General features: G+C 37.4%; 24 protein-coding genes. 16 read left to right on the forward strand and 8 right to left on the reverse strand.

The window, feature by feature from the left end; genetic code table 11:
- Positions 1–147: 147 nt before the first annotated feature.
- Genes J2756_RS03195 through J2756_RS03210 form a run of 4 tightly spaced genes read right to left on the reverse strand, consistent with a single transcriptional unit; the run spans position 148 to position 6,617 of the window.
- Entirely contained in the window at positions 148–2,889 is a 2,742-nt protein-coding gene (locus J2756_RS03195) for an AAA family ATPase (RefSeq protein ID WP_342593095.1), read from the reverse strand.
- Positions 2,840–3,985, reverse strand: a complete 1,146-nt coding sequence (locus J2756_RS03200; RefSeq protein WP_209582524.1) for a metallophosphoesterase family protein — start codon at positions 3,983–3,985, stop codon at positions 2,840–2,842. The genes J2756_RS03195 and J2756_RS03200 overlap by 50 nt, the downstream gene beginning before the upstream one ends.
- Positions 3,985–5,529: a helicase HerA domain-containing protein gene (locus J2756_RS03205; RefSeq protein ID WP_209582526.1), complete on the reverse strand. Its 1,545-nt coding sequence runs from the start codon at positions 5,527–5,529 to the stop codon at positions 3,985–3,987. Before J2756_RS03205 ends, J2756_RS03200 begins: the two co-directional genes overlap by 1 nt.
- Complete coding sequence (locus J2756_RS03210; protein WP_209582528.1) at positions 5,526–6,617, reverse strand: DNA double-strand break repair nuclease NurA; 1,092 nt, start codon at positions 6,615–6,617, stop codon at positions 5,526–5,528. Before J2756_RS03210 ends, J2756_RS03205 begins: the two co-directional genes overlap by 4 nt.
- A 305-nt stretch (positions 6,618–6,922) precedes the next feature.
- On the opposite strand from J2756_RS03210, the gene J2756_RS03215 reads away from it, so the two are divergent.
- Positions 6,923–7,357, forward strand: a complete 435-nt coding sequence (locus J2756_RS03215; RefSeq protein ID WP_245315915.1) for a hypothetical protein — start codon at positions 6,923–6,925, stop codon at positions 7,355–7,357.
- A gap of 81 nt (positions 7,358–7,438) precedes the next feature.
- Here the strand turns inward: J2756_RS03215 and J2756_RS03220 are convergent, their stop codons facing one another.
- Positions 7,439–7,825, reverse strand: a complete 387-nt coding sequence (locus tag J2756_RS03220) for a thermonuclease family protein (protein WP_245315934.1) — start codon at positions 7,823–7,825, stop codon at positions 7,439–7,441.
- Positions 7,826–8,167: 342 nt separating this feature from the next.
- Positions 8,168–8,728 (reverse strand): hypothetical protein, encoded by a 561-nt coding sequence (locus J2756_RS03225; RefSeq protein ID WP_209582532.1) that lies wholly within the window; start codon positions 8,726–8,728, stop codon positions 8,168–8,170.
- A 592-nt stretch (positions 8,729–9,320) separates the two neighbouring features.
- Between J2756_RS03225 and galE the strand changes: the two genes are divergently transcribed.
- Positions 9,321–10,286: a UDP-glucose 4-epimerase GalE gene (gene galE, locus J2756_RS03230; protein ID WP_209582534.1), complete on the forward strand. Its 966-nt coding sequence runs from the start codon at positions 9,321–9,323 to the stop codon at positions 10,284–10,286.
- Positions 10,287–10,595: 309 nt separating this feature from the next.
- Here the strand turns inward: galE and galU are convergent, their stop codons facing one another.
- Entirely contained in the window at positions 10,596–11,444 is an 849-nt protein-coding gene (gene galU, locus J2756_RS03235; protein WP_209582536.1) for a UTP--glucose-1-phosphate uridylyltransferase GalU, read from the reverse strand.
- A gap of 229 nt (positions 11,445–11,673) precedes the next feature.
- Entirely contained in the window at positions 11,674–12,546 is an 873-nt protein-coding gene (gene rfbD, locus J2756_RS03240) for a dTDP-4-dehydrorhamnose reductase (RefSeq protein WP_209582538.1), read from the reverse strand.
- A gap of 60 nt (positions 12,547–12,606) precedes the next feature.
- On the opposite strand from rfbD, the gene J2756_RS03245 reads away from it, so the two are divergent.
- From J2756_RS03245 to J2756_RS03310, 14 genes are all read left to right on the forward strand, one after another.
- Positions 12,607–13,071, forward strand: coding sequence for a dTDP-4-dehydrorhamnose 3,5-epimerase family protein (locus tag J2756_RS03245; RefSeq protein ID WP_209582540.1), 465 nt, complete (start codon positions 12,607–12,609; stop codon positions 13,069–13,071).
- Between the two features lie 72 nt (positions 13,072–13,143).
- Positions 13,144–14,085: a dTDP-glucose 4,6-dehydratase gene (gene rfbB, locus J2756_RS03250; protein ID WP_209582543.1), complete on the forward strand. Its 942-nt coding sequence runs from the start codon at positions 13,144–13,146 to the stop codon at positions 14,083–14,085.
- A gap of 379 nt (positions 14,086–14,464) precedes the next feature.
- Positions 14,465–14,851 (forward strand): hypothetical protein, encoded by a 387-nt coding sequence (locus tag J2756_RS03255; protein ID WP_209582544.1) that lies wholly within the window; start codon positions 14,465–14,467, stop codon positions 14,849–14,851.
- A 57-nt stretch (positions 14,852–14,908) separates the two neighbouring features.
- The gene (locus tag J2756_RS03260; protein WP_209582546.1) at positions 14,909–18,274 is read left to right on the forward strand and encodes an Ig-like domain-containing protein; all 3,366 of its coding nucleotides are present in this window, start codon (positions 14,909–14,911) and stop codon (positions 18,272–18,274) included.
- A 2-nt stretch (positions 18,275–18,276) separates the two neighbouring features.
- Positions 18,277–19,017, forward strand: coding sequence for a hypothetical protein (locus tag J2756_RS03265; protein WP_209582549.1), 741 nt, complete (start codon positions 18,277–18,279; stop codon positions 19,015–19,017).
- A 54-nt stretch (positions 19,018–19,071) separates the two neighbouring features.
- Positions 19,072–19,818, forward strand: coding sequence for a hypothetical protein (locus tag J2756_RS03270; RefSeq protein ID WP_209582551.1), 747 nt, complete (start codon positions 19,072–19,074; stop codon positions 19,816–19,818).
- 5 nt (positions 19,819–19,823) lie between these two features.
- Positions 19,824–20,105, forward strand: coding sequence for a hypothetical protein (locus tag J2756_RS03275; RefSeq protein ID WP_209582553.1), 282 nt, complete (start codon positions 19,824–19,826; stop codon positions 20,103–20,105).
- A gap of 119 nt (positions 20,106–20,224) precedes the next feature.
- A complete protein-coding gene (locus J2756_RS03280; RefSeq protein WP_209582554.1) occupies positions 20,225–21,532 on the forward strand; it encodes a hypothetical protein in 1,308 nt (435 codons plus the stop codon).
- A 28-nt stretch (positions 21,533–21,560) separates the two neighbouring features.
- Positions 21,561–22,268 carry a hypothetical protein gene (locus tag J2756_RS03285; protein ID WP_209582556.1) on the forward strand — a complete coding sequence of 236 codons (708 nt, stop codon included), beginning with the start codon at positions 21,561–21,563 and terminating at the stop codon, positions 22,266–22,268.
- A gap of 12 nt (positions 22,269–22,280) precedes the next feature.
- Positions 22,281–22,580, forward strand: a complete 300-nt coding sequence (locus tag J2756_RS03290; RefSeq protein WP_209582558.1) for a hypothetical protein — start codon at positions 22,281–22,283, stop codon at positions 22,578–22,580.
- Positions 22,581–22,702: 122 nt separating this feature from the next.
- Positions 22,703–23,272 (forward strand): hypothetical protein, encoded by a 570-nt coding sequence (locus tag J2756_RS03295; RefSeq protein ID WP_209582559.1) that lies wholly within the window; start codon positions 22,703–22,705, stop codon positions 23,270–23,272.
- A 10-nt stretch (positions 23,273–23,282) separates the two neighbouring features.
- The gene (locus J2756_RS03300; RefSeq protein WP_209582560.1) at positions 23,283–23,468 is read left to right on the forward strand and encodes a hypothetical protein; all 186 of its coding nucleotides are present in this window, start codon (positions 23,283–23,285) and stop codon (positions 23,466–23,468) included.
- A 51-nt stretch (positions 23,469–23,519) separates the two neighbouring features.
- Complete coding sequence (locus tag J2756_RS03305) at positions 23,520–23,960, forward strand: RDD family protein (protein WP_209582561.1); 441 nt, start codon at positions 23,520–23,522, stop codon at positions 23,958–23,960.
- 144 nt (positions 23,961–24,104) lie between these two features.
- The gene (locus J2756_RS03310; protein ID WP_209582562.1) at positions 24,105–24,827 is read left to right on the forward strand and encodes a hypothetical protein; all 723 of its coding nucleotides are present in this window, start codon (positions 24,105–24,107) and stop codon (positions 24,825–24,827) included.
- Positions 24,828–24,830 lie beyond the last annotated feature (3 nt).

Genomic DNA, 24,830 nt, shown 5'->3' on the forward strand with positions numbered 1-24,830 from the left:
CAATCCATTAAACTAAAAATTGGAAATAATATATAATTATTGAAAATAAGATATTAAAAAAATGTTACATTGAGAGTTATATTGAGATTTGAATGTTTGAAAGGAGAAAAAAAGTTTTTACTTCATTGGATCATGAAATTTCATTTATCATGAGTTAACAACAAAAGATTCTCCTTCCTCTTTTTTAACCCTTAATATATGGTCTGCAGCATCCTCAAGGTCTGTTTCATGGGTGACTATGATCATCTGAGGTATTATGGACATTTTCTTCAGGAGTTCTATGAGTTCCTGCCTTCTGTAGGCATCAAGGTGTATGGTGGGTTCGTCCAGCATTATAAGCTCAAGACTTCCCCCTGAAAGTGTTTGGGTTATTCCAAGACGGAGAGCAAGTGCCACGGCAATTTTTTCACCACCACTTATCATATCAAGGCTGTTTTGACCTGCAGGACCATATATGGTAACATCGTAGTCCTCATCAAGTTTTATATCCGAGTACTCGAAGTTGAACTTCTCAAAGAAGTCCCGTGTGTTCTGCTCTATGAGCGGCCTTGAAAGGTTTCTGAGGTCCCTTTGAACCCCATCTTTACCATAAAGGTCCCTTATGTAGTCTAAAAGTTTCAAGTAATCCTTTAGACCACTGAGTTTTTTCTCATCAAAACTGTAAGACTCAATTTTTTTGTGGATTTCCTCAATTGAACGTGTGATCTGGGCTTCTTCACCTTTAAACCTCTGTTTTTCACCCTTTAAATCGTTGAGAAGACCATTTTTAGTATCAAGATCTTTTTTAACGATTTCATGAGCCTTTTCATCGTATCCAATAGTTTCAAGTTGCAAACCCATTTCAAACATCTTTTCTCTGGCCTTTCCAATACCATCAACTGTTTCCATGAGCCGGGTGTTGAATGATTCTTTCTGGATCACAGCTCCTGAAAGCTGGTGGTACTCGTTGTTAAGGCCTTCCAAATAGTTTATTTCCCCCTGAAGGTTTTCAACACTACCCCCTGCAATATCAACGAAACTGCTTATCCTGGTTTTTAAAGTTTCAATACTGTACTGGATTTTAGCCAGATCTTCTTCGTACTTCTCAGGATCCTTCAGAGACTCCAGAGAATTTTTAGCACCAATGTAAGCCTCATATTGACCCTTTAGGTCTTCAAGAACCTTATTTTTAGTTTTTATATCATTGTTAAGGTCTTCGAAAATATCTAAGTTCTTTTTAAGTTCTACAACCTTTGAATCTATGTCTCCAATATCCTTTTTACTGTCCTCAACTGCACTCATGTACTCAGTTATTATTCCAAGGTTAATATCCTGTATTTTAAGACTTTTAGATTCAAATATTCCTTTTTTAACCTTCAACTCCTTCAAACGTTTCCCAAGTTCTGAGGATCTCTTCCTGTTATTCTCCATTTCAGATGTGTACTCCTTTAAAAGTTCTTCACGTTTTTGAGGAGTTATGTTTGATTTACATATTGGACAGACATCTTCAACCTGATTCAGTTCTTTTATAGGAGTTTCAAGCCCTTTATTTTGGATTTTGATGTTGGATATTTCAGTTTGAAGTTTGTGGATATCTTCAACTGCTTCTTTTACCCTGGCTTCAACTTCTGGTTTTACAGCTTTAAGATGTGTTTCCACATCTTCCACTGAATCAAAATCCGTGTTGAGAATTTTATTTGATTTTTCAAGGACATCTGAAACCTTCTGCATGGATTGCTCTATTTTATTCTGGACCTTTTTTCTCCTATCCACGTAATTAACCATTAAACCCCTGCTACCTGCAAACTGATCCCGAGCATACTGAAGGCTGCAAACTTCAGATTCCAGTTTCAGGTAGTCATGGTAATAGGATTCATTGGAAGTTATTATCCCCCTGAAACCATTGATATCTTTAATTATTTTATTTAAAATAATTTCTTCCTTTTTAAGGCCTTTAAGTTCATCTGCAGCTTCTTGCATTCCCTTCAAAACAGGCAACTTGTCTATTTTGGGTTTTAATTCCTTCATCCTTTTTTCAGTGGCTTCAATTTCATCTACTTTGGCCCTTAGATATTTTTCATCCACCTCCATTTTTTCAAGGAGGTTTTTCCGGGATTCCAGAGCGGATGTGGTTGCTTCAAAATCTGATCGTTTGGAGTCTAAAATTTCATTCCTATCCTTCAAGGACTGGTACTCTGTTTCAAGCTTCAAAATTTTTTCATTGAGTTCCTGAATTCTTTTATGAATACGTTTTTTATCATTATCTGCAGAGTTTAAATCATCCTTTAGACCATCTAATGATTCTAAACGACCCTCCAGTTTCAATTTTTTCCCGTTGTATTCATCCATGAGGATCTTCATGTTCTTCCATGCTTTTTCAAGGGATTCTATTCCAAGGAGTTTTCCGATCATCTGTTTTTTTTCAGATGGTGATTTTTCAATCAGATCAGCTATTTCACCCTGCCGAACATAGACTGCATTGAGAAAAAGGTCTCCATCCATTTCAAGGAGTCTTTTAACTTCTTCTGTAACTGCTTTTTCCCCTGATGCCAGGGGCATGAAACTTTCCCCATCCATTATGCCCAATTTAGCCTGTGCCCCAGATTTTTTGTTTCTGTCCCTTTTTATACGGTACTTCCTTCCATTCACAAGGAACGTTAATGTGACGCTCATCTTCTCTGTGTTGTTCCTTATGAGCTGTTCCATTTTTTTTCCTGAGTGCTGTTTGAACAGTGCAAAGCTCACTGCTTCAAGTATGCTGGACTTTCCAGCACCATTCTCACCCATCACTATGGATATTCCTGTGCTGAGATCCACACTGGTGTTTCTGTGGGATTTGAAGTTTTCCATCCTTACGTTCTCAATTATCATAAAATCCCTCGTAGAATTCTTCTGCCATCTCTTCAGCACGTTTCATATCACCTTCAGACATTTCTTTCATGAGGTTCACTGCAAATTCAGATATTTTTTCGTCCTGAAAATCTTTAAGACGTTCTGCAAGCATCTTTTTAATATCAAGGGCATCCTTTCCCATTTCAAGGAGAGTTCCATCACCTGAAAGTATGTCTGGCCTGTAATTAGGCCTTAATGATAGGCAGATATCTGAAAAGGTGTTGTTGAGTTTTTCATAGAGTTCTGACCGGCTGAAGTTTCCCCCCTCCACTGTTAACTGGAGTAGCGGTTTTTTCTGGAGAGTGGTTATGTGTTCTGTTATCTTGGATATTTTCTCTTCAAGCTCATGGAACCTTATGCTTTCCTTGATAAATTCCCTTGGAAGTTCAAGGTCTATTCTCTCAATTTCTGGAATGTCTCCACCCATATCAACAAGGTAAAAACCTTTACCATTCTTTTTGTAGCCTTCAACCTCATTTGAACGCCATATTTCAGTGGAACCCGGATACACGAGTTTTCCCTCTCCAAAGTCGTCGATGATCCTTTCATGTATATGGCCAAATGCACAGTAATTGAAACTTTTGGGCACATCACCAATTTTTATTTCATATTCGTAGGGTATGTAACGGTCAATACCCTGATGAAGTACAAGTATTCGTTTTTTATGTCCAAGAGATGCCCTTTCAATATCTTGAAGTCTTTCTTTCAGATTTTTAGAAGTGTAACGGGATGCGTAGGGCGTTCCGCCAATAAAAATATCCCCTTCCATATAAAATGGCTTTTTTGGACTTATGAGTTTCAAACCAAAGTCCCTGTATAAAACCTGGGGAGGTATGGCATTTTTTCGCATGACGATGTCATGGTTTCCTGCTATTGCATAGAATGGAATTTTTTCATCCTTGAATCGGATAACTGCATTTTGAACAGTTAGAAGAGCCTTTGTTGGGGGTCTGGAGTACTCAAAGAGGTCGCCGGAATGTACTGCAAAGTCCGGTCTTTCCCTTATCACCTCATCAACTGCCTGGTTGAAAACCTCAAAAAAGTCGTTTTCCCTCTCTAAAAGTCCGTACTGTCTGTATCCCAGGTGTGTGTCGGACATGTGAACGAACTGCATCAGTAATCTCCCCCAAGATCCTCATACTCTCGTTTCTGTTCTTCAAGAGTCTTTTTATCGTCTTCAATGGATTTGGACCATTCCTCAACTATGTTCAAGTCCCCTCCAGATACTTTGCCCTGAAATTCATCTACCTTGACGAGTGTGGGTATTTTGGTCATTAAACCAAGTACTATGGCTTCACCTATGTTCAGTGATGGAAGTTGAGCAATTAAATCATCACTCAGGCTTTCACTTGCCCTTTGAACATGGTTCTGGTCTGTTGGTTCCACAAGGCGGAGAATTATCATGTTGTTGGCCTGTGAAAGTGCATCTGAATCCAGTGATTTTGGACTCTGACTTACCAGGCACAGTCCCACACCAAATTTACGTCCTTCCCTTGCTATTCTGCTTATCCATAGTTTTGATTCTGTGCTTCTATTCTGTGGGGCGAGTATGTGTGCCTCTTCAAGTATGGAGAAGATTGGGAAAGCTATACCATTTCTGGTTCGCAAATATTCTTTCCTGCTTTTCAGAACGTTCCTCAGAACGTGGCTTACAATAACATCTGATGCAAACTCATCAACGGATCCCAGGTCTATTATGTTTGCCTTGCCCAGTTCCATGTTGTCTGTCACATCCCTGGCTTCAAGGCTCAGTATGTTACCGTACTTGTCCCTCATGTGCTGTAGCTTGTTTAAAACATCTGTTATGGACTTTCTATCAGCAGCATTGGTTGAGTTTCCAGATTTACCCTCTGAAGAATCAGCTTCTGCCTCTAAAATCCATGATTCAAGCTGGTTTTCTATTAAAGCTAAAAAATCATTTCCAGTTGTCAGGCCCTTTGCAAGGGTTTTCTGTGCACCCCTGTAAGCTTTTCTGAAGTACCTCTCCTGAACGTAGGCATTTGAAGGAATGTTTGAGAGTTTCTTTAGCTCCGCAAATGAGAGGTAGAGTGGGTTTATCTGGGGTTTTATCAGGTTAACCTTGTCCTTACCAAACTCCGTGTTAACATACTCTGAATGCATGTCGAAAATCAGAACACTTCCATTTACCCCTAAAAGTCCATCAACAATAACTGATACTGTGTTAGATTTTCCTGCACCTGTCATTGCAAGTACTGCCAGGTGTCGTGTTACCATCTTGTTTATGTCCACCTCAACTTCAACTTCTTCCTGTGTTATGAGGTTTCCAAGTTTTAAACCTGAATTTTCAACGTGAAATATTTTCTTTAAAACTTGTGGGTCTGCAACTTCAACTGCGGTACCTGGAGGTGCAGGAGTTCTTGGAATTTTAAGGTCATTTATATCTCCAAGTATCTTTACAGAGCCTTTTATGTAGTGGTCGTCTCCCTCTATTTCTTTTATCCTTTCGATGGTTTTTGGGTCGTATATATCGCCGTTTATTGATACACTTCCTCTTACAAGGGCTTCTATCATTCCCAGAACTTTTTTTCCATCGTATTCAAGTGAAACGTATTCCCCTACTCTGGGCATTTCCTTGGAGATGAAGCTCACCTGAGTTGGTGATGTTTCTCCAACACATCTCCCAATAACTTCATTCATAACATCTCTCTCCCACTCTTTTCTAAAAATCCAATAATATTTGAAAGTCTTTCAAGGTCAGATTTGCTGATAACAACATCATTGTGGGCCTTTTTAAGAAGGTAAGGATATCCCTCAGCACTCCCTCCCTTCAAACCTTCGAGAATCTTGATTATTTCTTCTTCAGATGCTCTGTAGGGCAATTCAAATTTCAGGACATTTTTGAAGTCTTCAAGCCGTGCATAGAAGACTGTGAAGTTTAAACTTTTAAAGAATTCATCCATGATGGGAAAATCACCCTTAACAGCCTTTTCAGGGCTCTGATAAAATGGCTGCACATCCAGATAACATGGATCTGTGTATCCCTGTTTTTTGCAGAATTCTTCAAATATGGCAATATCAGGTATGTTTGATTTGAAATAATCTGTAGCTATGGATGTTTTTGATATTGCAACGATATTTTTCGTTTCTTTAAGAAGTTTACCTATGCTCATCAGTCTTTCAATGTTTTCTAGGTAGATCATGGCCTCGATCTTGATAGCTGGAAAATTCTTTTCAACAGATTCAAAAAGATCATATGATTCTATTTTAATTTCATCCATATTTCTAAAGCTTTCTTCAAGTATTGGGACATAAAGGCCCCTTATTTCATCTTTTTGTTTTGTTTTGAGTTTATTTTCGACTGGAGACGACTTTAATAGGTTTCCCCTGATTGAACCATCAAAAAGTGTTATATCAACATCGTATTCTCTAAAAGCCTTTAAGCTACTTTTAAATTCAAAAATTCCCATGTAATTACCTAAAATACCCTCAATAGGATATTTGTAGGGAGGAATTACGTTTACATCAGAAACTCCGACTCTTTCAAGTCCATTTTTGTTAAATATCAAACACTCTGCATCAACTGCATATAAAAAAAATCCCATGAATCTCTTTTTATTGTAGCTACCATCACCTGCAGATACTGTGATTTCAGATTTTCCATCTTTAAAGGGATGATCCCTCCATAGGTTATGTGGATCTATTTTTATAGAATCCATATCTCTTTTTAAGGTGTTGCTTATACCATCTTTCTTTTCAAGAGCTTTTTCATAGAGCGAATCAAGCATGTAATCCTTCCAATTATTTTAACCATTAATTTGGAATTTTTAAGTCGAATTGAATGTTTTAAGGCAATTATTCAGAATATCATTTCTTACATCACTATATTAAACTACTCCATTTAAAAAAATATCCCCTTTAAAATCATCTTAATGGAAAAATCCATTAGATGACTCATTGAATCTTAAATGAGGTTTTTAAAGGCATACTATCCCCATATGGATTATACTTGTAAATTGTGTTGTTTCCCTGAAATTTATATAATGTAAAACACAATCTAAAACATATGATCCACATAACTAAAAAGGAAAACATGGTCTTGAACAAGGTAAAATATTTTCAGTCCGAATATGAAGAAGGTGTTCCTTATAATATCCTTAAGTTAGACCTTGAATTATCTGAAATGGAACTTAAAGACATTTTAAAGATTTTAGAGGATAAAAAAGTAATATCTCGTCCTAACAACCACATAAAGATGTGTGCAGTTGATGAGATAAATGTACTTGAGTCCAAGGCAGAGGTTAAAAGGGAAGAGTTGGATGAAATGGAGGAGAAGGCCTTCAAGATAATCACTGAACTTGCAGGGAAAAATGGGTATGTTTCAAGGCATTCACTTGAAGGTCACATGCTCTACGGTGAACTAAAACTCAACACCTTGAAGACCTACAACCTCATCATCTCCCTTGAGAACAAGGGACTTATTAAAAGGGTTCAGCTTTCTGATGGGGAATACTACTCCTTGAATTGAAGCTAAAACAAATGAAATAATTCATTATCTAAAAGATAATTTCCATCCCATGATGAATTTAATCTGTTTCCATTGAATTTTTCAGGTCCATGAGTATGGATTGAATTCAGAGGGAGGGATGTACATGACCTCTGCGTATCCTCGTTTTAGGAGTTCTTGGTTGATATTTATGTTGCCTGCGTAAACTACTGCAAGAACCCTACCGTACTTGTCGTGTTGTTTTTCATCATCTATGTTCAGGTAAACAGTTTTTCCAAGACACATACTCTTCACGTAGTCCTTTGCTTCCTGATATCCTGATTCTCCACGCTCTGGAGTGTTGACTCCGACGAAACGTATTCTCCCAACACCCTCAACATCCAGTGTATCACCATCAACAACATATGGACAGTAGCCGCTGACTTCATAATGTTCAGAAGTTTTAAGAGTGTTACTTGAAGAATTCTGGATTGCAGAATCATTTTCCATTGTCTGGTTCACTGTGCCGGAATCCTGATTTGAATAATTGAAATCTGAATCTGAAGTGACACATCCTGACACTGCGACTACTATACAAATTATAACTATGCAAATGATTGGAGATATGCAAGACATGCTTTTAAATTTCAATTTTGATTCCTTCTTAAAATAAAATTTCTAAAATTTAATGTTCTAAAATTTAAGGTTAAGCATTTTTAATAAGATTTTATCGGATCATACTATAAAAAACTGTTCCTAAAACCTAAAACAGGATATGGATCATTTTCAGAGGAAAAATCTGAAAACTAAAAAAAAATAGAGATTTAAAACCTATCCTGCTTCAAATAGGTTTTAAGCTGGTGTTAAATATTTTGGATTGTCCACCTTTTTCTCTTTACCACAGACTGCACAATAGTCAGCCCCACATTTAGAACAAGTCCATTCGCCTTCTGCTGTCGCCTTCGGGTTGTATGTGAGAGTACCATCCTGGTGACAATACGGGCAGTAATTTTTAAACTCGGCTGTGTGGTAGTTGTAGTCTCCTTTAGCACCGCAGGAACATCTTGCAGTTGCTTTAACCGTTGCTGATGTTGTTTTTACATCAGTTGCACCGTAATTTTTTGTAGTTTTTGTAGTTTTTGTCTTTGTAGCTGCCTTTACTGTTTTGTAGTAAACCTTCTTGTAGGTAACAACCTTCTTGTACTTGTAGTACTTTTTGTACTTGTAGTACCTTTTATGGTGTTTGTAGTAGGTTACTTTCTTGTAGTAGGCCACCTTCTTGTAGGTGATAACTTTTTTGTAGTAGTAAGAAGCTGCGCTGGTTTCTGCAAAATTTCCAATGGATGCGATTGAATTGAGACTAACCTTATCTTGTACAGTTAACGTACCTTGGCTTTGATCTATGGTTCCCATTGATCCTGGGACAATGCATATAGCAAAGGCTAATGCACATAGAACTACACCAACATGTAGTCGCCTAATTAATACCGCCTCCATGCTCAAGATTTATTGAAAACATTTCCCAAGCTTTTTTGGACTGCTAAATGATCACTTACACATAACATATAAAACTTTTGATTTAATTTTCGAAAAACAGACCGTATATGGCCATTTTTTAGATTTAAAAGGGTTTAAGAAGGGATTGAAATTAATGATCATGAATCTTTCTCTTTAATTTGTATTTTCGCCAAAGAAACTCACTAATAACTCTATTTTCAAAAAGAATTACTTATTAAACATCTTTGTTTAAGTGTTCAGAAGTTTTTTAATACAATGAACATGTTCCAATAACACTGAACTTGAAAGGCAGATTATAAAAGAGTTTATCTTAAAAAAACAGATCAAAAAGGGCGGAAAAAGTATTCAAAGCATTTATACTAAGTTTTAATGATTTGAGAAGTTGTGGTAGGTTATGTGGTTCTAGCACCTAAACACCCACGTCCAACCCCTGTAGGATAATTTATAATAAAAGATACCCAAATAAACTCAAGGAGATGTAAAAAGAATGATTCTCATAGTAGGCGGCGCAGGGTATATAGGTTCACACATTAACAAAGAACTTAACAAAAGAGGATATGAAACTGTTGTTTTTGATAATTTAAGCTATGGACATGAAGATTTTGTTAAATGGGGAGTGCTTGAAAGGGGAGACCTTGGAAACATTGACGATATAAGGGCAGTATTTCGTAAGTATTCCATAGAAGCTGTTATGCACTTTGCAGCCTTCACATACGTTGGGGAATCAGTTGAAGACCCGCAGAAATACTATTTGAACAATTTACGTAACACCCTGAATCTGCTTCAGGTTATGCTTGAATTTGATGTGAAAAAATTCGTTTTCTCATCAACATGTGCAACCTACGGTAACCCCATTGAAATACCAATAACAGAGGAACATCCCCAGGATCCAATAAATCCCTATGGAAAGGGTAAATTTATGGTGGAGAAGGTTTTGGAGGATTACAGCCGTGCTTATGACTTACAGTACGCATCTTTAAGGTACTTCAATGCTGCAGGGGCGGATCCTGATGGAGAAATTGGGGAATTTCATGAACCTGAAACCCATCTCATACCATTGATACTGGATGCTGCAGCAGGTAAAAGGGAAAACATCATGATATTCGGAACAGATTACGATACTCCTGATGGTACCTGTGTCAGGGATTACATACATGTAACTGACCTTGCAGATGCACATATAAAGGCTCTTGAGTATCTGAAAAATGGGGGTGCCAGTGAATTCTTCAACCTTGGAAATGGAAACGGGTTTTCAGTCAGGGAAGTTATAGAAGTGAGCCGTGAAGTTACAGGTAAAAACATCAAAGCAGTTGAGGATGAGAGAAGACCTGGAGATCCACCAGTTCTTGTTGGAAGTTCAAAGAAGGCAAAGAAGATCTTAGGCTGGAAACCAGAGTATGCAGACCTCCATAAGATCGTTGAAACTGCATGGAAATGGCATCAAAAACTTTAAATGATTCATGCAAACAAATTTAAACACTAATAATGCTTTTTTTTAAGTTTTAAATTTTGAAATATAATTTTTTTTATCTCCGTTGAAAGAGACTTATCTTAAAAAGATTTTACTCATTTTAAAAAAAGATACTGCTGAAGATTATTAAAAAATAGGGATAGTTTTATTCTAAAAATAATCTTTTAGATAGAAGCAACAATTTAATTAACCCCTAAAATTCTATGCATTAAAGATTTAAAGCTATGAATTAAAGCTTTAGAGAAAAATAAGATACTTAAAAGGATGGGCTTAAAAAGAGATTTGGGATATTCAACCCTTGATGATCTCCTTGAGGTACCTCATCATGTCGTCCCTTACCTCTTCATTTTCCAGGGCCATTTCAATGGAACTTTTGAGCCATTCCACTGTGTTTCCAATGTCGTAAATCTTTCCATCAAAGACATAACCATAAATGCTTTCAAGGGATCTCATGGCATCTGTAAGCTGTATCTCTCCACCCACTCCTGGAGAAACATTTTCAAGATGGTCGAAGATTTCAGGGGTTAGGATGTACCTGCCTGTGATTCCAAGATTCGATGGTGCCTCAGATAGTTTTGGTTTTTCAACCAGATCATCTATCTTGTAAAGAGAATCATTCACCTTTTCTCCCTTTATTATCCCATATCTTTCAATTTTTTCGTCTGGAAGTCTTTCTATTGCAATGGTTGATGATTCATACTTCTCAAATATGTCCATGAGCTGTTTTGTGCATGGGACATTTGAATGGGTTATTGTATCACCGAGAAGAACTGCAAATGGATCTCCATCTATATGTTTTTTTGCACAGAGTATTGCATCTCCAAGTCCCTTCTGCTGTTTCTGGCGAACGTAGTAAATATCGGCCATTTCTGAGATTGCTTCAATTTCCACCAGGTTGTCGATCTTTCCACAGTTTTTAAGGAAGTACTCCAGTTCAAAAGATCTGTCGAAGTGATCCTCTATTGATCGTTTTCCCTTACCTGTTATTATAAGGATATCATCAATTCCAGAGGCAACTGCCTCCTCAACAACGTACTGTATTGTTGGTTTGTTAAAAACTGGCAGCATTTCTTTTGGTTGTGCTTTTGTAGCTGGTAAAAATCTTGTTCCAAGTCCTGCGGCAGGTATTATAGCTTTCATTTAGTCACCTAAAACTATCCATTTACTGGATTGTTTCCTTTAATAATCCATAGGTCATTAATTATGATCCCTAATCATTCTGATACTTAATTTTGTTAAAAAATATTTAGAATGGTTACTAAGATATTTCTGGAGAACTATGCTAATGTAACAATTGAATTATGTTCCCCTATAATCATTTCAACATGAATTCTTTATTTTTTGTATTTATTAAGGTTTTTATTCCAGATTAATGCGATTCCATAACTCTCTTCATGTATTCAAGTCCTTCAACAGTGTCGAACATTTTCATTCCAGTATCTTTCTCAACCTTCTCAACGTTTAAAGAGGAATCTCTGGGCCTTTTAGCTTTCTGAACGAAACTCTTACTTTCAACAGGATTTATAAGGTTTGAATCCAGTTCAAATACGTCTGCAATGTTCAACGCAAAGTCGAACCTGTTGATACGTTCGCCACCAGCAGTGTGGTACACACCAGTTTTATCCAACTCAAATAACTTTAAAATGGCCTCTGCAGCGTTATCTGCAAGTGTTGGGGAGTTGTACTGATCCGTTACTATGTTTATCTCCATTCCATTTTTAAGTTCATTTATAACCCATGTTACAAAGTTCATGCAACTGTGCCATCCGTAGAGAACACTTACACGTGCCACTGCATGATCAACATCGTACTTTTGGATCACCTCTTCACCTTTGAGTTTGGTGAGGGCGTAGTGACCTAGTGGATTTGTTTCATCATCTTCAAGGTACATTCCCCTTTCACCGTCAAAAACAAAATCCGTTGAAACGTATACAAGCTTGCTGCCCGTTTTTTCACATGCCTTTGCTATGTTTTCTGTTCCATTAACGTTGATGTTCCAGGCTTCATCTGGATGGTCCTCACAGTAGTCAACGTTGGTCAACGCTGCAGAATGAACAACAAAATCTGGATTTAATAAACTTATCTTATTTATAACATCTTCTTCATCGGTTATATCAAATGAAACTGAATTTTGGACCGGATTTTTGTGGTGGGTCACTGTTATATCGTATCTGTCTCCTGCAAGATAACCAAACTTGGAACCTAAAAGTCCACTTCCACCGGTTATAAAAAGGTTTTTCATGGTAATGGTTAATAAGAATAGAATATATAAAAGTTTTGAGAATACATTAAAGGTGTTTTTATGATCGATGGCGTTAAAATAAAAAATCTTAAGGTAGTTCCAGATGAGAGGGGCTGGCTTATGGAAATAATGAGAAACGATGATGATATATTTGAAAAATTCGGCCAGGTTTACATGACAACAGCATATCCTGGAGTTGTTAAGGGCTGGCACCTTCACAAAAAACAGACAGACAATTTCACATGCATACACGGCATGATGAAGGTTGCACTTTACGATTCAAGGAAAGATTCACCTACCTACGGTGAGATCAACGAGTTTTTCGTTGGAGAAAAAAATCCAATACTTATAAGTGTCCCAACCTACGTTTACCACGGATTTAAAGCTGTTGGAACAGAAACTGCCTACTTCGTGAGCGTTCCAACCCATGCCTACAACTACGATGAACCAGATGAGTTCAGGCTACCTCCAGACACTGATGAAATACCATACGACTGGATATTAGAGGGTAAAAAACACGGTTAACCCTTATAAATTTAGTATAAAAAAAGTTTTGCTGTAAAACTTTGAATAAGTAATATAAACAGGTGATATTGAATGAAAATGCTTATAACAGGCGGTGCAGGTTTTATAGGTTGCAACTTCGTCCACCACATGCTTGAAACCTACGACCATGAACTGGTGGTTCTTGACAAGTTAACATACGCTGCCAACCAAGAATACCTGAAGGATGTTCAGGATAAAATCGAATTTGTGAAGGGTGACATAGAAGATTCTGAAGCTGTTAAACAGGCTATGAAGGACTGTGATATGGTTGTTAACTTCGCTGCAGAAACCCATGTGGATCGTTCAATAGAGGATCCTGGAGTTTTCGTTAAAACAGATGTTATTGGAACCTACAACCTCCTTGAATACGTTAGAAAGTACGATGTGGACCGTTACCTTCAGATATCAACAGATGAAGTTTACGGGAGTATTGAAAACGGTTCATTCACAGAGGAAAGCTGCATAGATCCTTCAAGCCCATACTCTGCAAGTAAAGCTGGGGGAGACGTTCTTGTAAGTGCCTACTACAAAACCTACGGCACGCCCATAATAATAACAAGAAGCAGCAACAACTTCGGACCTTACCAGTACCCTGAAAAACTCATACCACTTTTTATAACCAATGCAATGCATGACAAGGAACTTCCAGTTTACGGGGATGGGCAGAACATCAGGGACTGGATATATGCACCTGACAACTGCAGGGGAATATACACAGCCCTTACCAAGGGTAAACTTGGAGAGGTTTACAACATCGGTGGTGGAAACGAGAAAACCAACCTTGAAATCACCCACATGATACTTGACATCCTGGATAAACCTGAAAGCCTCATAAGATTCGTTGATGACAGGTTAGGCCATGACAGGCGTTACTCCCTGGACTCTGCAAAGATCAGGAAGCTTGGTTGGAAGCCAGAATGGGCATTTGAGGATGCAATCAGGGAAACTGTTGAATGGTACAAGGAGAACCTTTCAATGGTTATGAAGGGCTAGACGGATCAGAAAGGTTTAATAGAGTAAGCCGGAGTTCATAATATAATACCTGGCTTATTTTACTTCTTTTTAAGTTTCTTTTTTTATTAATTTTTATTAGAATTAAATTATTAGAATTAAATTTTTCATTATCATTCTAAAATCAATGCACTAAAATAAAAATTCTTATTTTCAACAGAGAAAAATTTAGGATCTCAAACATTATTTTGATTCAAAAGGGGATTTTTTCGCGTTTTTCTTTTTGGTTCGTTATATTTTTGCGTATTTTTTGTTTTCTTCCGATAGTTTTATATATTGTTTTATTTAATTAGTTGTATTATTGTATTATTTGTGTTATTGTTTTTGTTGATTTGTAATAATTGTTTGTGGAAGGTTTTTAATGGTAAATGGGAAGTTTAATGTAATTTTAGTGTTGATATTGGTTTTAGCGGTTTTAACTCCGAATTTGGTTTATGCAGGTAATTTAACAGGGTCCTGGAGTGGAAGTGTTGGTGATGGTGGTCGAAGTGCTGTTGTAACGTCTCAGGCTGGTAATGTTACGGTTACGGGTGTTGTAAGTACAGTGGGTAATGCTCGTTGGGGTGTTGCAGATTCCAGTGTGCCAGGTTCTGCTCCATTTTCTAATGGTAAGTTGAATACCAATAACTTCTGGAGCAATCCCAGTGCTCGTGGACACACATCCCTGCAAAGCAGTTACTGGTGGGATATTAGTCCAGATTCTGTGGGTACAAACATAGATCGTGCCGGAGATGATAAAGGAACATGATACATCACATTCTACTTTGATAAACCTGTTTTAAATCCAGTCCTGGATTTGGATCGTATGGGTGGTGATGGTCGTGTTTCAAACAAGGCAACCACCAACTCCGCACTCTTAACACTCCTCAACTCAGATCTAAGCCTTACAAAACTTTCAGGTAACAGTCAGTTTCAGGTTACCAGTAAAACTATAGAAAGAACACCCAATCAGAAATTCTCCCAGTTCAACCAGGAAGCTTCATGGACAGCCAACAGTGCAGGTGCAGGAAGCGTAATGATCAAAGGAATAATCAACAGTGTGAGCTTCAAATGGACAGGAACCGGCATAGAAGGAATGGGACAAGACGGAATAGAACTAGTATGGGACCTCACACAGTACGTGGACAACACAGCACCGGTTGTAACATCATCCCTGAACCCCAACACAACACGTTCCGGGAACACTGTCACTTTAAACGCCCATTCCAGCCCAGATACAACATACATCGTTGCAAATACAATGGGAAACCTGTACAGTATGAACAAAGGCTCCGACAACAACTGGAACCTGGACTTCACAGTTCCAGATGCTGCAGACGGCATATACAATGTACTATTAATGGCCTTTGATGGTATGGGTAACATGGGCACCTCTATAACGAACTTCACAGTGGACAACACACCACCAACCATAAATGCGAGTTGCACTCCGGTTTTAACAAGGACAGGAAATAGTATCCTGGTGAATGCCACTGCAGATGATGACACAGCGAGCATGACCCTGGAAGTACTGGGAACCATCTACAACATGATAAAAGATCCAACTGGCACTTGGATATTCAACTACACAGTACCTGGACTTGTGGATGGTACCTACGACATGTTATTAACTGCTACGGATGCACTGGGAAATACCGGTAACAACTACCTCAATTTCACAGTGGACAACACACCACCAGCACTCGTAGGAGATTTAAATCAAACAACCGCCCGAACAGGTGATAACCTAACATTGAATGTGAGTGCAGACAACGACACAAATACATTAACAGCAACCATCCTCGGAGAGGTTTACAACCTCACAAAGGATTCTGATGGTTTATGGACACTCCAATACACAATACCACAGGTTGCAGACGGACTCTACACCATTCTCCTGACTGGAACTGATACACTGGGAAATATGGGTAACACATCATTGAACTTCACGGTGGACAACACACCACCAAGTATCAACGGCTCCGTGCTTCCGGAGCTTACCAAAACAGGTAACTCAATACTTCTTAAGGCGGCTGCAGATCCTGATACAGTTCGGATGACTGCAACAATACTCGGAACAACCTACAACATGATCCAAAGCCCAGATGGTATTTGGACTCTTCAGTACACAGTACCACAGGTTGCAGATGGTCTTTTAGGTGTGTTTTTGGATGCTTGGGATAGTGCTGGTAATCATGGATGTAATACAACGAATATGACTGTGGATAATGCGCTTCCGGGTGTGAATTGTACTGTTTTACCGGGTCGTGCTAAAAATGGTGGTAACGTCACGTTGAGGGTTTGTGCAGATCCTGATGTGGTTAATGTCACAGCAATCATCGCTGAAAACCATTACAACCTAACACAAAACAGTGACGGCACCTGGACCCTTAAATATCCCATTCAAGGATTTGCAGACGGATTTCAAACAGTTCTTCTCACTGCTACCAACGGCCTGGGCAGTCAAGGAACAGCTTATACCGGTTTTACCGTGGATAACACTGCACCGGCCCTGAAAGCAGAGTTACTACCAAGTATGGTTAGGGAGGGTGGTAAGCTTTTTGTGAGGGTTTATTCTGATGTTGATGCTGTGGCAGTTACAGCGGAGATTCTCGGAAAAACCTACAACCTGATTAAAGGTTCCAACAGCATCTGGACACTCCCCTACACAGTTCCCGGACTTAAAGACGGTAATTACAATGTCATGTTGAGGGGTTGGGATGATCTCAACAACACCAACAACACCACACTCGCTTTTAAGGTACAGAATCCTGTAACACCCGTTAATCATGGTTCACTTGGAGGTTCTAGTGGTTCATCCACATCAACTGTGCATTCTGCTTCACAGGGTTACAGTAACGGTGTTCCTAGTGTGCAGGGTGGTTCTTTTGGTTCTGCCGTGGCGGGTAAGGTGGTTTCTCCGGTTGTTGGTGGTTTGTCTGCTAGGTCTTCATCGTCTTCTGGTTTGTTGGATGGGTTTTTGAGTTATGAGGGTAATGGTTGGTATTGTAATGTGAAGGGTTCTGTTTATGGTGGTTCTGCTGCGTTTTTGGAGAATCCTTTTAATCCCTTTTTTTATCAGTTTTATACATGGGATAAGTTGATTCAGGCGGGTCAGAAGGCTTGGAGTACGGGTAATGTTTGGGATTTCTTTAACTATGATTTTTTCCATTTTTATGGTTACAGTAATTTGGATCATGTGTGGGGTGGGGAGAATATTAAGTGGTTTTTGGATAATTTTGTGGGGATTGATGTCAATGGTAATATGTCTGTTGGAAGTTTCTTGCTTAATTTACTCACTATTATTCCTATAGGTAAGTTAGCGGCTGTTGCTGGAAGGTTACTGGCAAGATATTTACCAAAATTTGCAAGCACACTCATAAGAAGCAAGGCAGTACAGGTACTACTTAAAAATAAAACAGTGCAAAAAATACTCAAAGGAGCAAACAAATACTTAATCAATCCATTAAAGTGGCTGGAGAAATTGACTATTGCTAAATTTTGGAAATATTTGCCTAAGATTAATGGGAATGGGATTGTTGAGGGTGTTAAGAGGTTTAGTGGTTTTGTTAATTTGAGTCCTAGGGTTTGGGTTGAGAGTGTTTTTTCTGGGCTTTCTAGGTCTTCTTTGTTGCGTCGTGTGGGTTTGAGGTTGGAGGGTAAGGTTTTTAGTAGTTTTAAGTTGTGGGGTAAGGTTTTGCCTAGGGAGATTCCGAGTATTGTGGGTCATGGTGTTAATGTGTTTTGGAAGGGTGTTAAGGGTGGTGTTGATTCGTTGTTGGATGTTTTTTCGGATATGACTCCTCTTGCTGTTAAAAAGTGGGTTCATAGTTCTCCGTGGAGGATGAAAACCTTCAGTAAACTTGGGAAAGTAGTAAGTACTAAGTTTTATAGGAATATTCATAGTGCTGTGAGTCCTATTATTAAGAGGAATGTTGCACTTCGCAGTGTTTATAATGCAGGTAAAACGGTTTATAAGGAGTATAAGCAGGTTAAAAAGCAGGGTATTCGTAAATATGTGCATAAAAAGATTCAAAAATATGTTAAACCCGTTTATAAGAGGTATATTAAACCTGTTTATAGGAAGTATGTTAAGCCTGTGGTGAAGCAGGTTGTGTCTGCGGGTAAAAAGGTTTATAGTGGTGCAAAAAACGCATGGAATGGCTTTAAAAAGTGGATAGGGTGGAAATAACAATGTTGGATGAGTATATTGATTGGGATGTTGATGAGGAGATGGGGAAGAATAGGGTGCGTGCTGATAGGATATTAAAGGATTTTTCTGATGTTGAGGGTTTGGGTGAGGTTCTTAGTGGTGTGTTAGGTTTGATGGATTCTGAAGTTTATAATAGGGTTTATTTGGCTAGTGATTTGGGTGAGGAGATTAGTAATTTTGCACCTCCTTCGAGGGAGTATTTGTTTGAGCATTATAAGCAGGATCAGTATGCTTGTACTATTTTGAGGAAGCCTGTGCTTAATCTCTTCACGGACAATGTTATTCTTCAACATTATCTTGCGACTTGTGGTGCAATAGGTTTTGTTCATTATGTTTATAAAGGGTCTAAGTTGTCTTTAAGTGATTTGGATTTGCAACACACAGTACTTGAGCGTTTAATGGTTTTATTGGATAATTTTGACAAGCCTGTTGGTTTTCATCCGCCGGATGAGGATTTTTACAGGAAACTTAAAAATATAAAATGGGATAAAAATGCCAAAAAACTCTATGGGGGAATATTAAGAATAATTAGAGATATCACGCTTGTAAAGTGGGGAACAAATTCAAGTACTTTTGGTAGTGGTGAAAATTTTACTTTAACTTTCCTTGCTGCTTGTAATGCTGTGGTTCATGGTAGGAATAAAATATTACCTGAAGATGTATCAATATCCCATAAAACTCATTTGAAGTTGTTGAATACTGATATTAATAATTTGGGATGATTTATGGCTTATTGGGATGTGATTGGATGAATTAAGTTGTATAGGGTGGAAAAAATGAGTTTATGGGATTATATTGATTGGGATGTTGATGAGGAGATGGGGAAGAATAGGGTGCGTGCTGATAGGATATTAAAGGATTTTTCTGATGTTGAGGGTTTGGGTGAGGTTCTTAGTGGTGTGTTAGGTTTGATGGATTCTGAAGTTTATAATAGGGTTTATTTGGCTAGTGATTTGGGTGAGGAGATTAGTAATTTTGCACCTCCTTCGAGGGAGTATTTGTTTGAGCATTATAAGCAGGATCAGTATGCTTGTACTATTTTGAGGAAGCCTGTGCTTAATCTCTTCACGGACAATGTTATTCTTCAACATTATCTTGCAACCAGTGGTACTATTGGTTTTGTTCATCATGCATATAAGGGGTTTAAGTTGTCTTTGAAGGATTTGGATAAAGAGTATGTGGTATTTGAGCGTTTAATGGTTTTGTTGGATGATTTTGATAGTTCGGTTGGTTTTCATCCGCCGGATGAGGATTTTTACAGGAAACTTAAAAATATAAAATGGGATAAAGGGGCTCATAAGCTTTATAAAAAGATACGGAGGATTTATAGGAATGTTGCGGTTGTTAAATGGGTTCCGGACTCAACTACCTTTGGTAATAATGAGCATTTTACTTTGACTTTCCTTGCTGCATGTAATGCTGTGGTTCATGGTAGGGATAAAATATTGCCTGAAGATGTTGTGGTGGCTAATAGGGCTTATTTGAAGTTGTTGAATACGGATATTGAGGGTTTGGAGTTGTGATTTGCATGGGGTTGAGGAAGTTTGTGGCTTTTGTTGTTGGTGTTTTTGGTTTTTTGGTTACTGGTGTTTGTATTGTTTTGGGTGTTCAAAGTATTTGGCCGGGTTATTCATTTGGTGATCATCCTATTGAGAGGCTTATTTTGTTGTTTATTTGTTTCATGATAGCATCTTTTGTTTATAACTTGATAAAAGGTGAAACTCCTCAAGAAGATCTTGATAAAACCCCAGTGACAAGTGAAAAGATCTCCAGAAAACTTGAAGAAAAACGTGACAAAGAAAAGAAATAACCTTTTTATTTGATAATCACTTGTTAAACATTTTTTTTCGTTTATTAAATCATTATCTATAGTTGAAACAGCTATCAAATGCATAGAATTGGATTAAAAAATTTATTAAAGAGGGGAAGATGGTTTCGCAGAAAGATAAATTTACTTTAAGTGATCATTGCACAATTGAAAAATATTCTGCTTTTTTGTTGGATGGTTTTTTGAATTATGAGGGTAAGGCTTGGGCTTGTAATGTGAAGGGTTCTGTTTATGGTGGTTCTGCTGCATTTTTGGAGAATCCTTTTAATCCATTTTTTTACCAGTTTTATACATGGGATAAGATGATCCAGGCGGGTCAGAAGGCCTGGAGTACGGGTAATGTTTGGGATTTCTTTAACTATGATTTTTTCCATATCTATGGTTACAGCAACTTGGATCATTTCTGGGGTGGTAAGGCTTTTGAAAGTATTTTGAAGGATTTGTTTGGTGTTGAAGAGAATGGTACTATTTCAGTTGGAAGTTTCTTACTTGATTTAACATATTTGATTCCTGTTGGTGGGGCTGCAGCATTTTTAGCAAAATTAGGCCTTTCAAGACTTGGATTAGGTTTAACAGAAAGAGTTTTAGGAAAAAGATGGTTAGAGGTTATTGTCAATAATAAAACACTTCAATTGGTATCCAAAGAGTTAAGCAAAAAATGGGACAAATTAAAAAAGCTATTAAATCCTTATCTCAAGAATTTTCCAGTATCTGGAGAAAATTTGAAGGTGTTTTGGGGTTATGTTGTTGATGGTGCTGATTTGATTGGTTTTAAGCCTAGTACTTGGTGGAAGTATGGTGTTCGGAGTACTCGTTTGGATGGATGGATCTCGGATAGTTTGGGGCATTCTGGTAATTTTATGACGAAGTATTATGCTGATTTTTTTAAGGCTTCTACTGAAGGTGATGTAAGTTATTTAGCTGAAATTACAGGTAAATATCTTGGTCTAAAGAATCATCAGACTATTGGTGCTATTTTAACAACTTTTGCAGGCGCATTCTCGATATATGGTGCGTATAATAAGTTAGTTGACGCTAAAAAATGGGTTACTGGTTTGCAGATAAAAAAGACAGTAAAATATAAGGTGGATTCAGTTAAAAAAATTGTCAAGTCCAATCCTGCAGTTAAAGCCTCTAAAGTAATATTAAAGAATACTTGGAAATCTGTTAAGCCTTATGCTAAGAGAAGTGCTAAAAAATTTATTGGGAAAGTTGAAAAGGTTTCTAAATACATTAAAAGTAATCATGTAGTTCAAAAGATGAAATCTACGGTGAAATGGGTGTTGAAAAAGCCTATTTTTAAAAAAATTTTAAACATTAAACCAGTTAAAGTGATAATCAAAACTGGAAAACAAATAATAAACACCGGAAAATCATTATGGAATGGATTAAAAAAATGGGCATTTTAGATAATAACTAATTTAGGGGGTTTATATAGTGGTATATGATATGAAAGGAATAAAAAAAGCACAAAATAAAATTTTAAAAGAATTTAATAACATTAAAGGATTGGAAGAGATTATAGAAAAAGTAATTAACCTTCTAAGTTCTGACAGATATGCTTTAGTTTATGATGTTTCTGGTTTGATGGAGGGTGGTTTGAGGGATGAGAGTTTGGATGATTTGTTGAGTTTGTCTCAGGTGGGTTATGCTGCTAATGTTTTGAGGGATCCTCCTCTTTATGTGGCTTCTTTGACAGGTGTTATAATCTCAAGCCATTTTATTGCAATGGTTAGCATGGTAGATTTTATTTCATATGCTTACAAACAAGAGAATTTAACCCACGAAGACTTAAAGAAGAACCATACTATTTTAGAACGTTTGATGTGTTGTTTGGATGGTTTTGATACTGTTGGTTCGTATGATGTGCCTGATGAGAGTTTTTATCTTAAGCTTCGGGGTGTTAAATGGGATAAAAGGGCTAAAAAGTTGTTTAAAAGATTATCCACATTGAAATTTGAGGTGAGTTTTGAAAAATTTGGATCTGGTACCACTTCTTTTGGGACTGGTGAGGATTTTGCTTTGACTTTTCTTGCAGCTTGCAACTGTGTAAATCATGAAAGAGATAGAATTAACCCTGAAGATGTTGTAATAGCCTATAAAACCTATTTAAAGTTGATTGACACTGATATTAGTAGTTTGTGATGTGGTTTTTTTATGGGTTGGAGAAATTTTGTAGGCTTTGCAGTGGCAGTTGTTTCCTTTGTTTGTGTGGCTGTGTTAGTTATCGAAGTGTTATTATCTTTAATGGGCTACTCTTCATCTGAGGGCACAGCCCACCATCCTTTAATACGCCTTTTGGGATGGATAATTGGAGCAGTGGGTGCTGTAGGAATTTATAATCTAATTAAAAGCAAAAAATCAGAACCTAAAGCAGACGTTGCGGATAAAACTATTGTAACAAGTAATGAGATTTCCAGAAAGCTTGAAGAAAAGCATGGCAGAAAAAAGAAATAACCTTTTTATGTGATAATCATTTGTTAAACATTTTTTTTCGTTTATTAAGTCATTATCTATAGTTTAAACAGCTATCAAATGCATAGAATTGGATTAAAAAATTTATTAAAGAGGGGAAGATAATGGTTTCACAGAGAGATATGTTCAAATTGAATGATCAACAGATGTTAAAGGAGTATTCTGGGCTTTTGTTGGATAAGTTTGATGTTGAGGGTTTGGAGGATGTTGTTAATAGTTTGAAGAGTTTGGAAAGTGAAGGATTTCATGAAAGGTTGTTTGAGGATTATTTGTTAGGTTTGAAGATTTTTGAGGGTGGTGCTGAGTTGTCTGTGGATGAGAAGCGTGATAATGATCTTCTGGTTTTAGGATATCAAAATTTAAGTTACAAACGCCTATTCTCCATTAAACGGAATTTGATAAGTTTTACTGAGTTTAGTGAGATTTCTGATCTGTTATTACCGTTGTATTACATGTATCTTGGGCGTAAATTAACTCATGGTGATGTTAAGGCTTTTTATGATGCTCGTATTGATGAAAGACTGGTTTTCTTGTTGGAAGATTTTGATGAACCTCTAAATGTTCCTAAACCAACTCCAGAGTTTTTTAAGAAACTTAAAAAGCTACAATGGCAAGATAAAAAAACAAAGAAATTTCATGAGAATTTAAAAGAATTTGTTGGTGTATGCAACTAGTGGAAAACACGTGGATTTTAAATTGGTAAATTTTAAGGCTATAGAATTCAATTTCACACTTTCTCTTATGGCGTGTAGTGCGGTGGTTGGTGGTCGTGATAGGATTAACTTGGATGATGTTATAAGGGCTTATAAGACATATTTTAAGCTTTTAAAAACAGATTTACCTGTTTTGGTTGGGAAGTTGGGTGTTTGAGTTTTTAATTGTAAAAAAAAAGAAATAGTTTGGGGGGGGTGTATTTTTTTAATGGTTAGTGATGTTGAGAGTGTTGTGTTGGCTTCTGTTTCTCGCAGGGCAGGTGCTTTTGTGTTGGATCTTCCGTTGTTACTGATGTTCTTTGGTTTTTTATTCTTCATAGGGTTAGGTTCACCTGATCTGTTTGTGGGTGTTGTTTTCCTGATAATCAGCGCCCTGATTACGCTGGCACACTTTTCTTACTTTGAGGGACCTTCAGGTGGTAGTACGCCCGGTAAGTACTATTTATCTTTGATGGTGGTGGATGAACGGACTTTGCAACCTCCAAGTAGGATGCAGAGCATTACACGGAATCTTTTAAGATTTGTTGATCTTTTACCATACATTATACCGGGCCTCCGGGGCCTGATAATTATCTTCACCTCAAATAAAAATCAAAGACTTGGAGACAAAGCAGCAAAAACCATAGTCATCCAGAAAAAAACCCGATAAAATCCATTTTGTAAAGAACAACTGCAAATACAGTTGTGAAAACAGTAAACTCCGGAATAAACTGGCTAAAAAGCAAAATATGGAAATAACAGATAACATAAAAAAAAAGGTAGATAATATTTATAAAAAATGGGGTGACAAAGGATGGGGTTCTGGAAAATTTTGCCGGTTGATGTGGGTTATAGGGTTTTGTTGGATGATTTTGGTGGTGTGGTTGGTTTGAAGGAGGTTTTGGATGGTATTTGTGGGTTAGTAAATTCGAGTTTATATGGGGATTTGATGTTTGTTTCTTTGGATAATATTAAGGATCCTGATGTGAAAATGGGTCATGATGAAGAACTTTCATTGTTGGAGAAGTGTGCATTTGATAATTTGAGTAATTTTCCTTTGAGGCTTCCTTTCACTCCTCTTGTGGGTATTAAGGATTTTTTGGTGGTTTATAGTTTTATTGCAAGTTTTTATTATCTTCGTTTGGGTCATAAGTTGGATTTAGAGGAACGAAACAAAGTATTTTACAGTGATACTGCAACGAGGATTTTATTACTCTTGGAAGACTTTGATTCTACCATGGAAACACCAGAACCCACATCCGAGTTTTTCAAAAAATTGGGTAAGGTTAAATGGGCGGATTCTAGGTCTAAAGACCTTTTTAATAGGGTTACAGATCTTGGATTCAAGGTGATGGACAGGAAGTTGGGATCTAAATATAGCATCAGTTTATCTGTAAATGAGAATGCTTTTATCTTGTTGCTTTCTGGTTGTGGTGCGGTTTTGGATGGTCGTGATAGAATTAGTATGGATGATGTGGTACGTGCTTATAATATGTATTTCAAGCTTTTGAATACGAATATTACCAGGTTGATGTGATAC

The sequence above is a fragment of the Methanobacterium aggregans genome (assembly GCF_017874455.1).
Taxonomy (GTDB): domain Archaea; phylum Methanobacteriota; class Methanobacteria; order Methanobacteriales; family Methanobacteriaceae; genus Methanobacterium_C; species Methanobacterium_C aggregans.

Coding starts and splice junctions, on each gene's coding strand:
- J2756_RS03200 (WP_209582524.1), bottom strand. CDS start 3,985: ATGCAGTTCGTTCACATGTCCGACACACACCTGGGATACAGACAGTAC.
- rfbB (WP_209582543.1), top strand. CDS start 13,144: ATGAAAATGCTTATAACAGGCGGTGCAGGTTTTATAGGTTGCAACTTC.
- J2756_RS03280 (WP_209582554.1), top strand. CDS start 20,225: ATGGTTTCGCAGAAAGATAAATTTACTTTAAGTGATCATTGCACAATT.
- J2756_RS03220 (WP_245315934.1), bottom strand. CDS start 7,825: ATGGAAAATGATTCTGCAATCCAGAATTCTTCAAGTAACACTCTTAAA.
- J2756_RS03215 (WP_245315915.1), top strand. CDS start 6,923: ATGGTCTTGAACAAGGTAAAATATTTTCAGTCCGAATATGAAGAAGGT.
- J2756_RS03265 (WP_209582549.1), top strand. CDS start 18,277: ATGTTGGATGAGTATATTGATTGGGATGTTGATGAGGAGATGGGGAAG.
- rfbD (WP_209582538.1), bottom strand. CDS start 12,546: ATGAAAAACCTTTTTATAACCGGTGGAAGTGGACTTTTAGGTTCCAAG.
- J2756_RS03295 (WP_209582559.1), top strand. CDS start 22,703: ATGGTTTCACAGAGAGATATGTTCAAATTGAATGATCAACAGATGTTA.
- J2756_RS03290 (WP_209582558.1), top strand. CDS start 22,281: ATGGGTTGGAGAAATTTTGTAGGCTTTGCAGTGGCAGTTGTTTCCTTT.
- galE (WP_209582534.1), top strand. CDS start 9,321: ATGATTCTCATAGTAGGCGGCGCAGGGTATATAGGTTCACACATTAAC.
- J2756_RS03305 (WP_209582561.1), top strand. CDS start 23,520: ATGGTTAGTGATGTTGAGAGTGTTGTGTTGGCTTCTGTTTCTCGCAGG.
- J2756_RS03275 (WP_209582553.1), top strand. CDS start 19,824: ATGGGGTTGAGGAAGTTTGTGGCTTTTGTTGTTGGTGTTTTTGGTTTT.
- J2756_RS03270 (WP_209582551.1), top strand. CDS start 19,072: ATGAGTTTATGGGATTATATTGATTGGGATGTTGATGAGGAGATGGGG.
- J2756_RS03260 (WP_209582546.1), top strand. CDS start 14,909: ATGGGTGGTGATGGTCGTGTTTCAAACAAGGCAACCACCAACTCCGCA.
- J2756_RS03225 (WP_209582532.1), bottom strand. CDS start 8,728: ATGGGAACCATAGATCAAAGCCAAGGTACGTTAACTGTACAAGATAAG.
- J2756_RS03310 (WP_209582562.1), top strand. CDS start 24,105: ATGGGGTTCTGGAAAATTTTGCCGGTTGATGTGGGTTATAGGGTTTTG.
- J2756_RS03245 (WP_209582540.1), top strand. CDS start 12,607: ATGATCGATGGCGTTAAAATAAAAAATCTTAAGGTAGTTCCAGATGAG.
- J2756_RS03205 (WP_209582526.1), bottom strand. CDS start 5,529: ATGAATGAAGTTATTGGGAGATGTGTTGGAGAAACATCACCAACTCAG.
- J2756_RS03210 (WP_209582528.1), bottom strand. CDS start 6,617: ATGCTTGATTCGCTCTATGAAAAAGCTCTTGAAAAGAAAGATGGTATA.
- J2756_RS03255 (WP_209582544.1), top strand. CDS start 14,465: ATGGTAAATGGGAAGTTTAATGTAATTTTAGTGTTGATATTGGTTTTA.
- galU (WP_209582536.1), bottom strand. CDS start 11,444: ATGAAAGCTATAATACCTGCCGCAGGACTTGGAACAAGATTTTTACCA.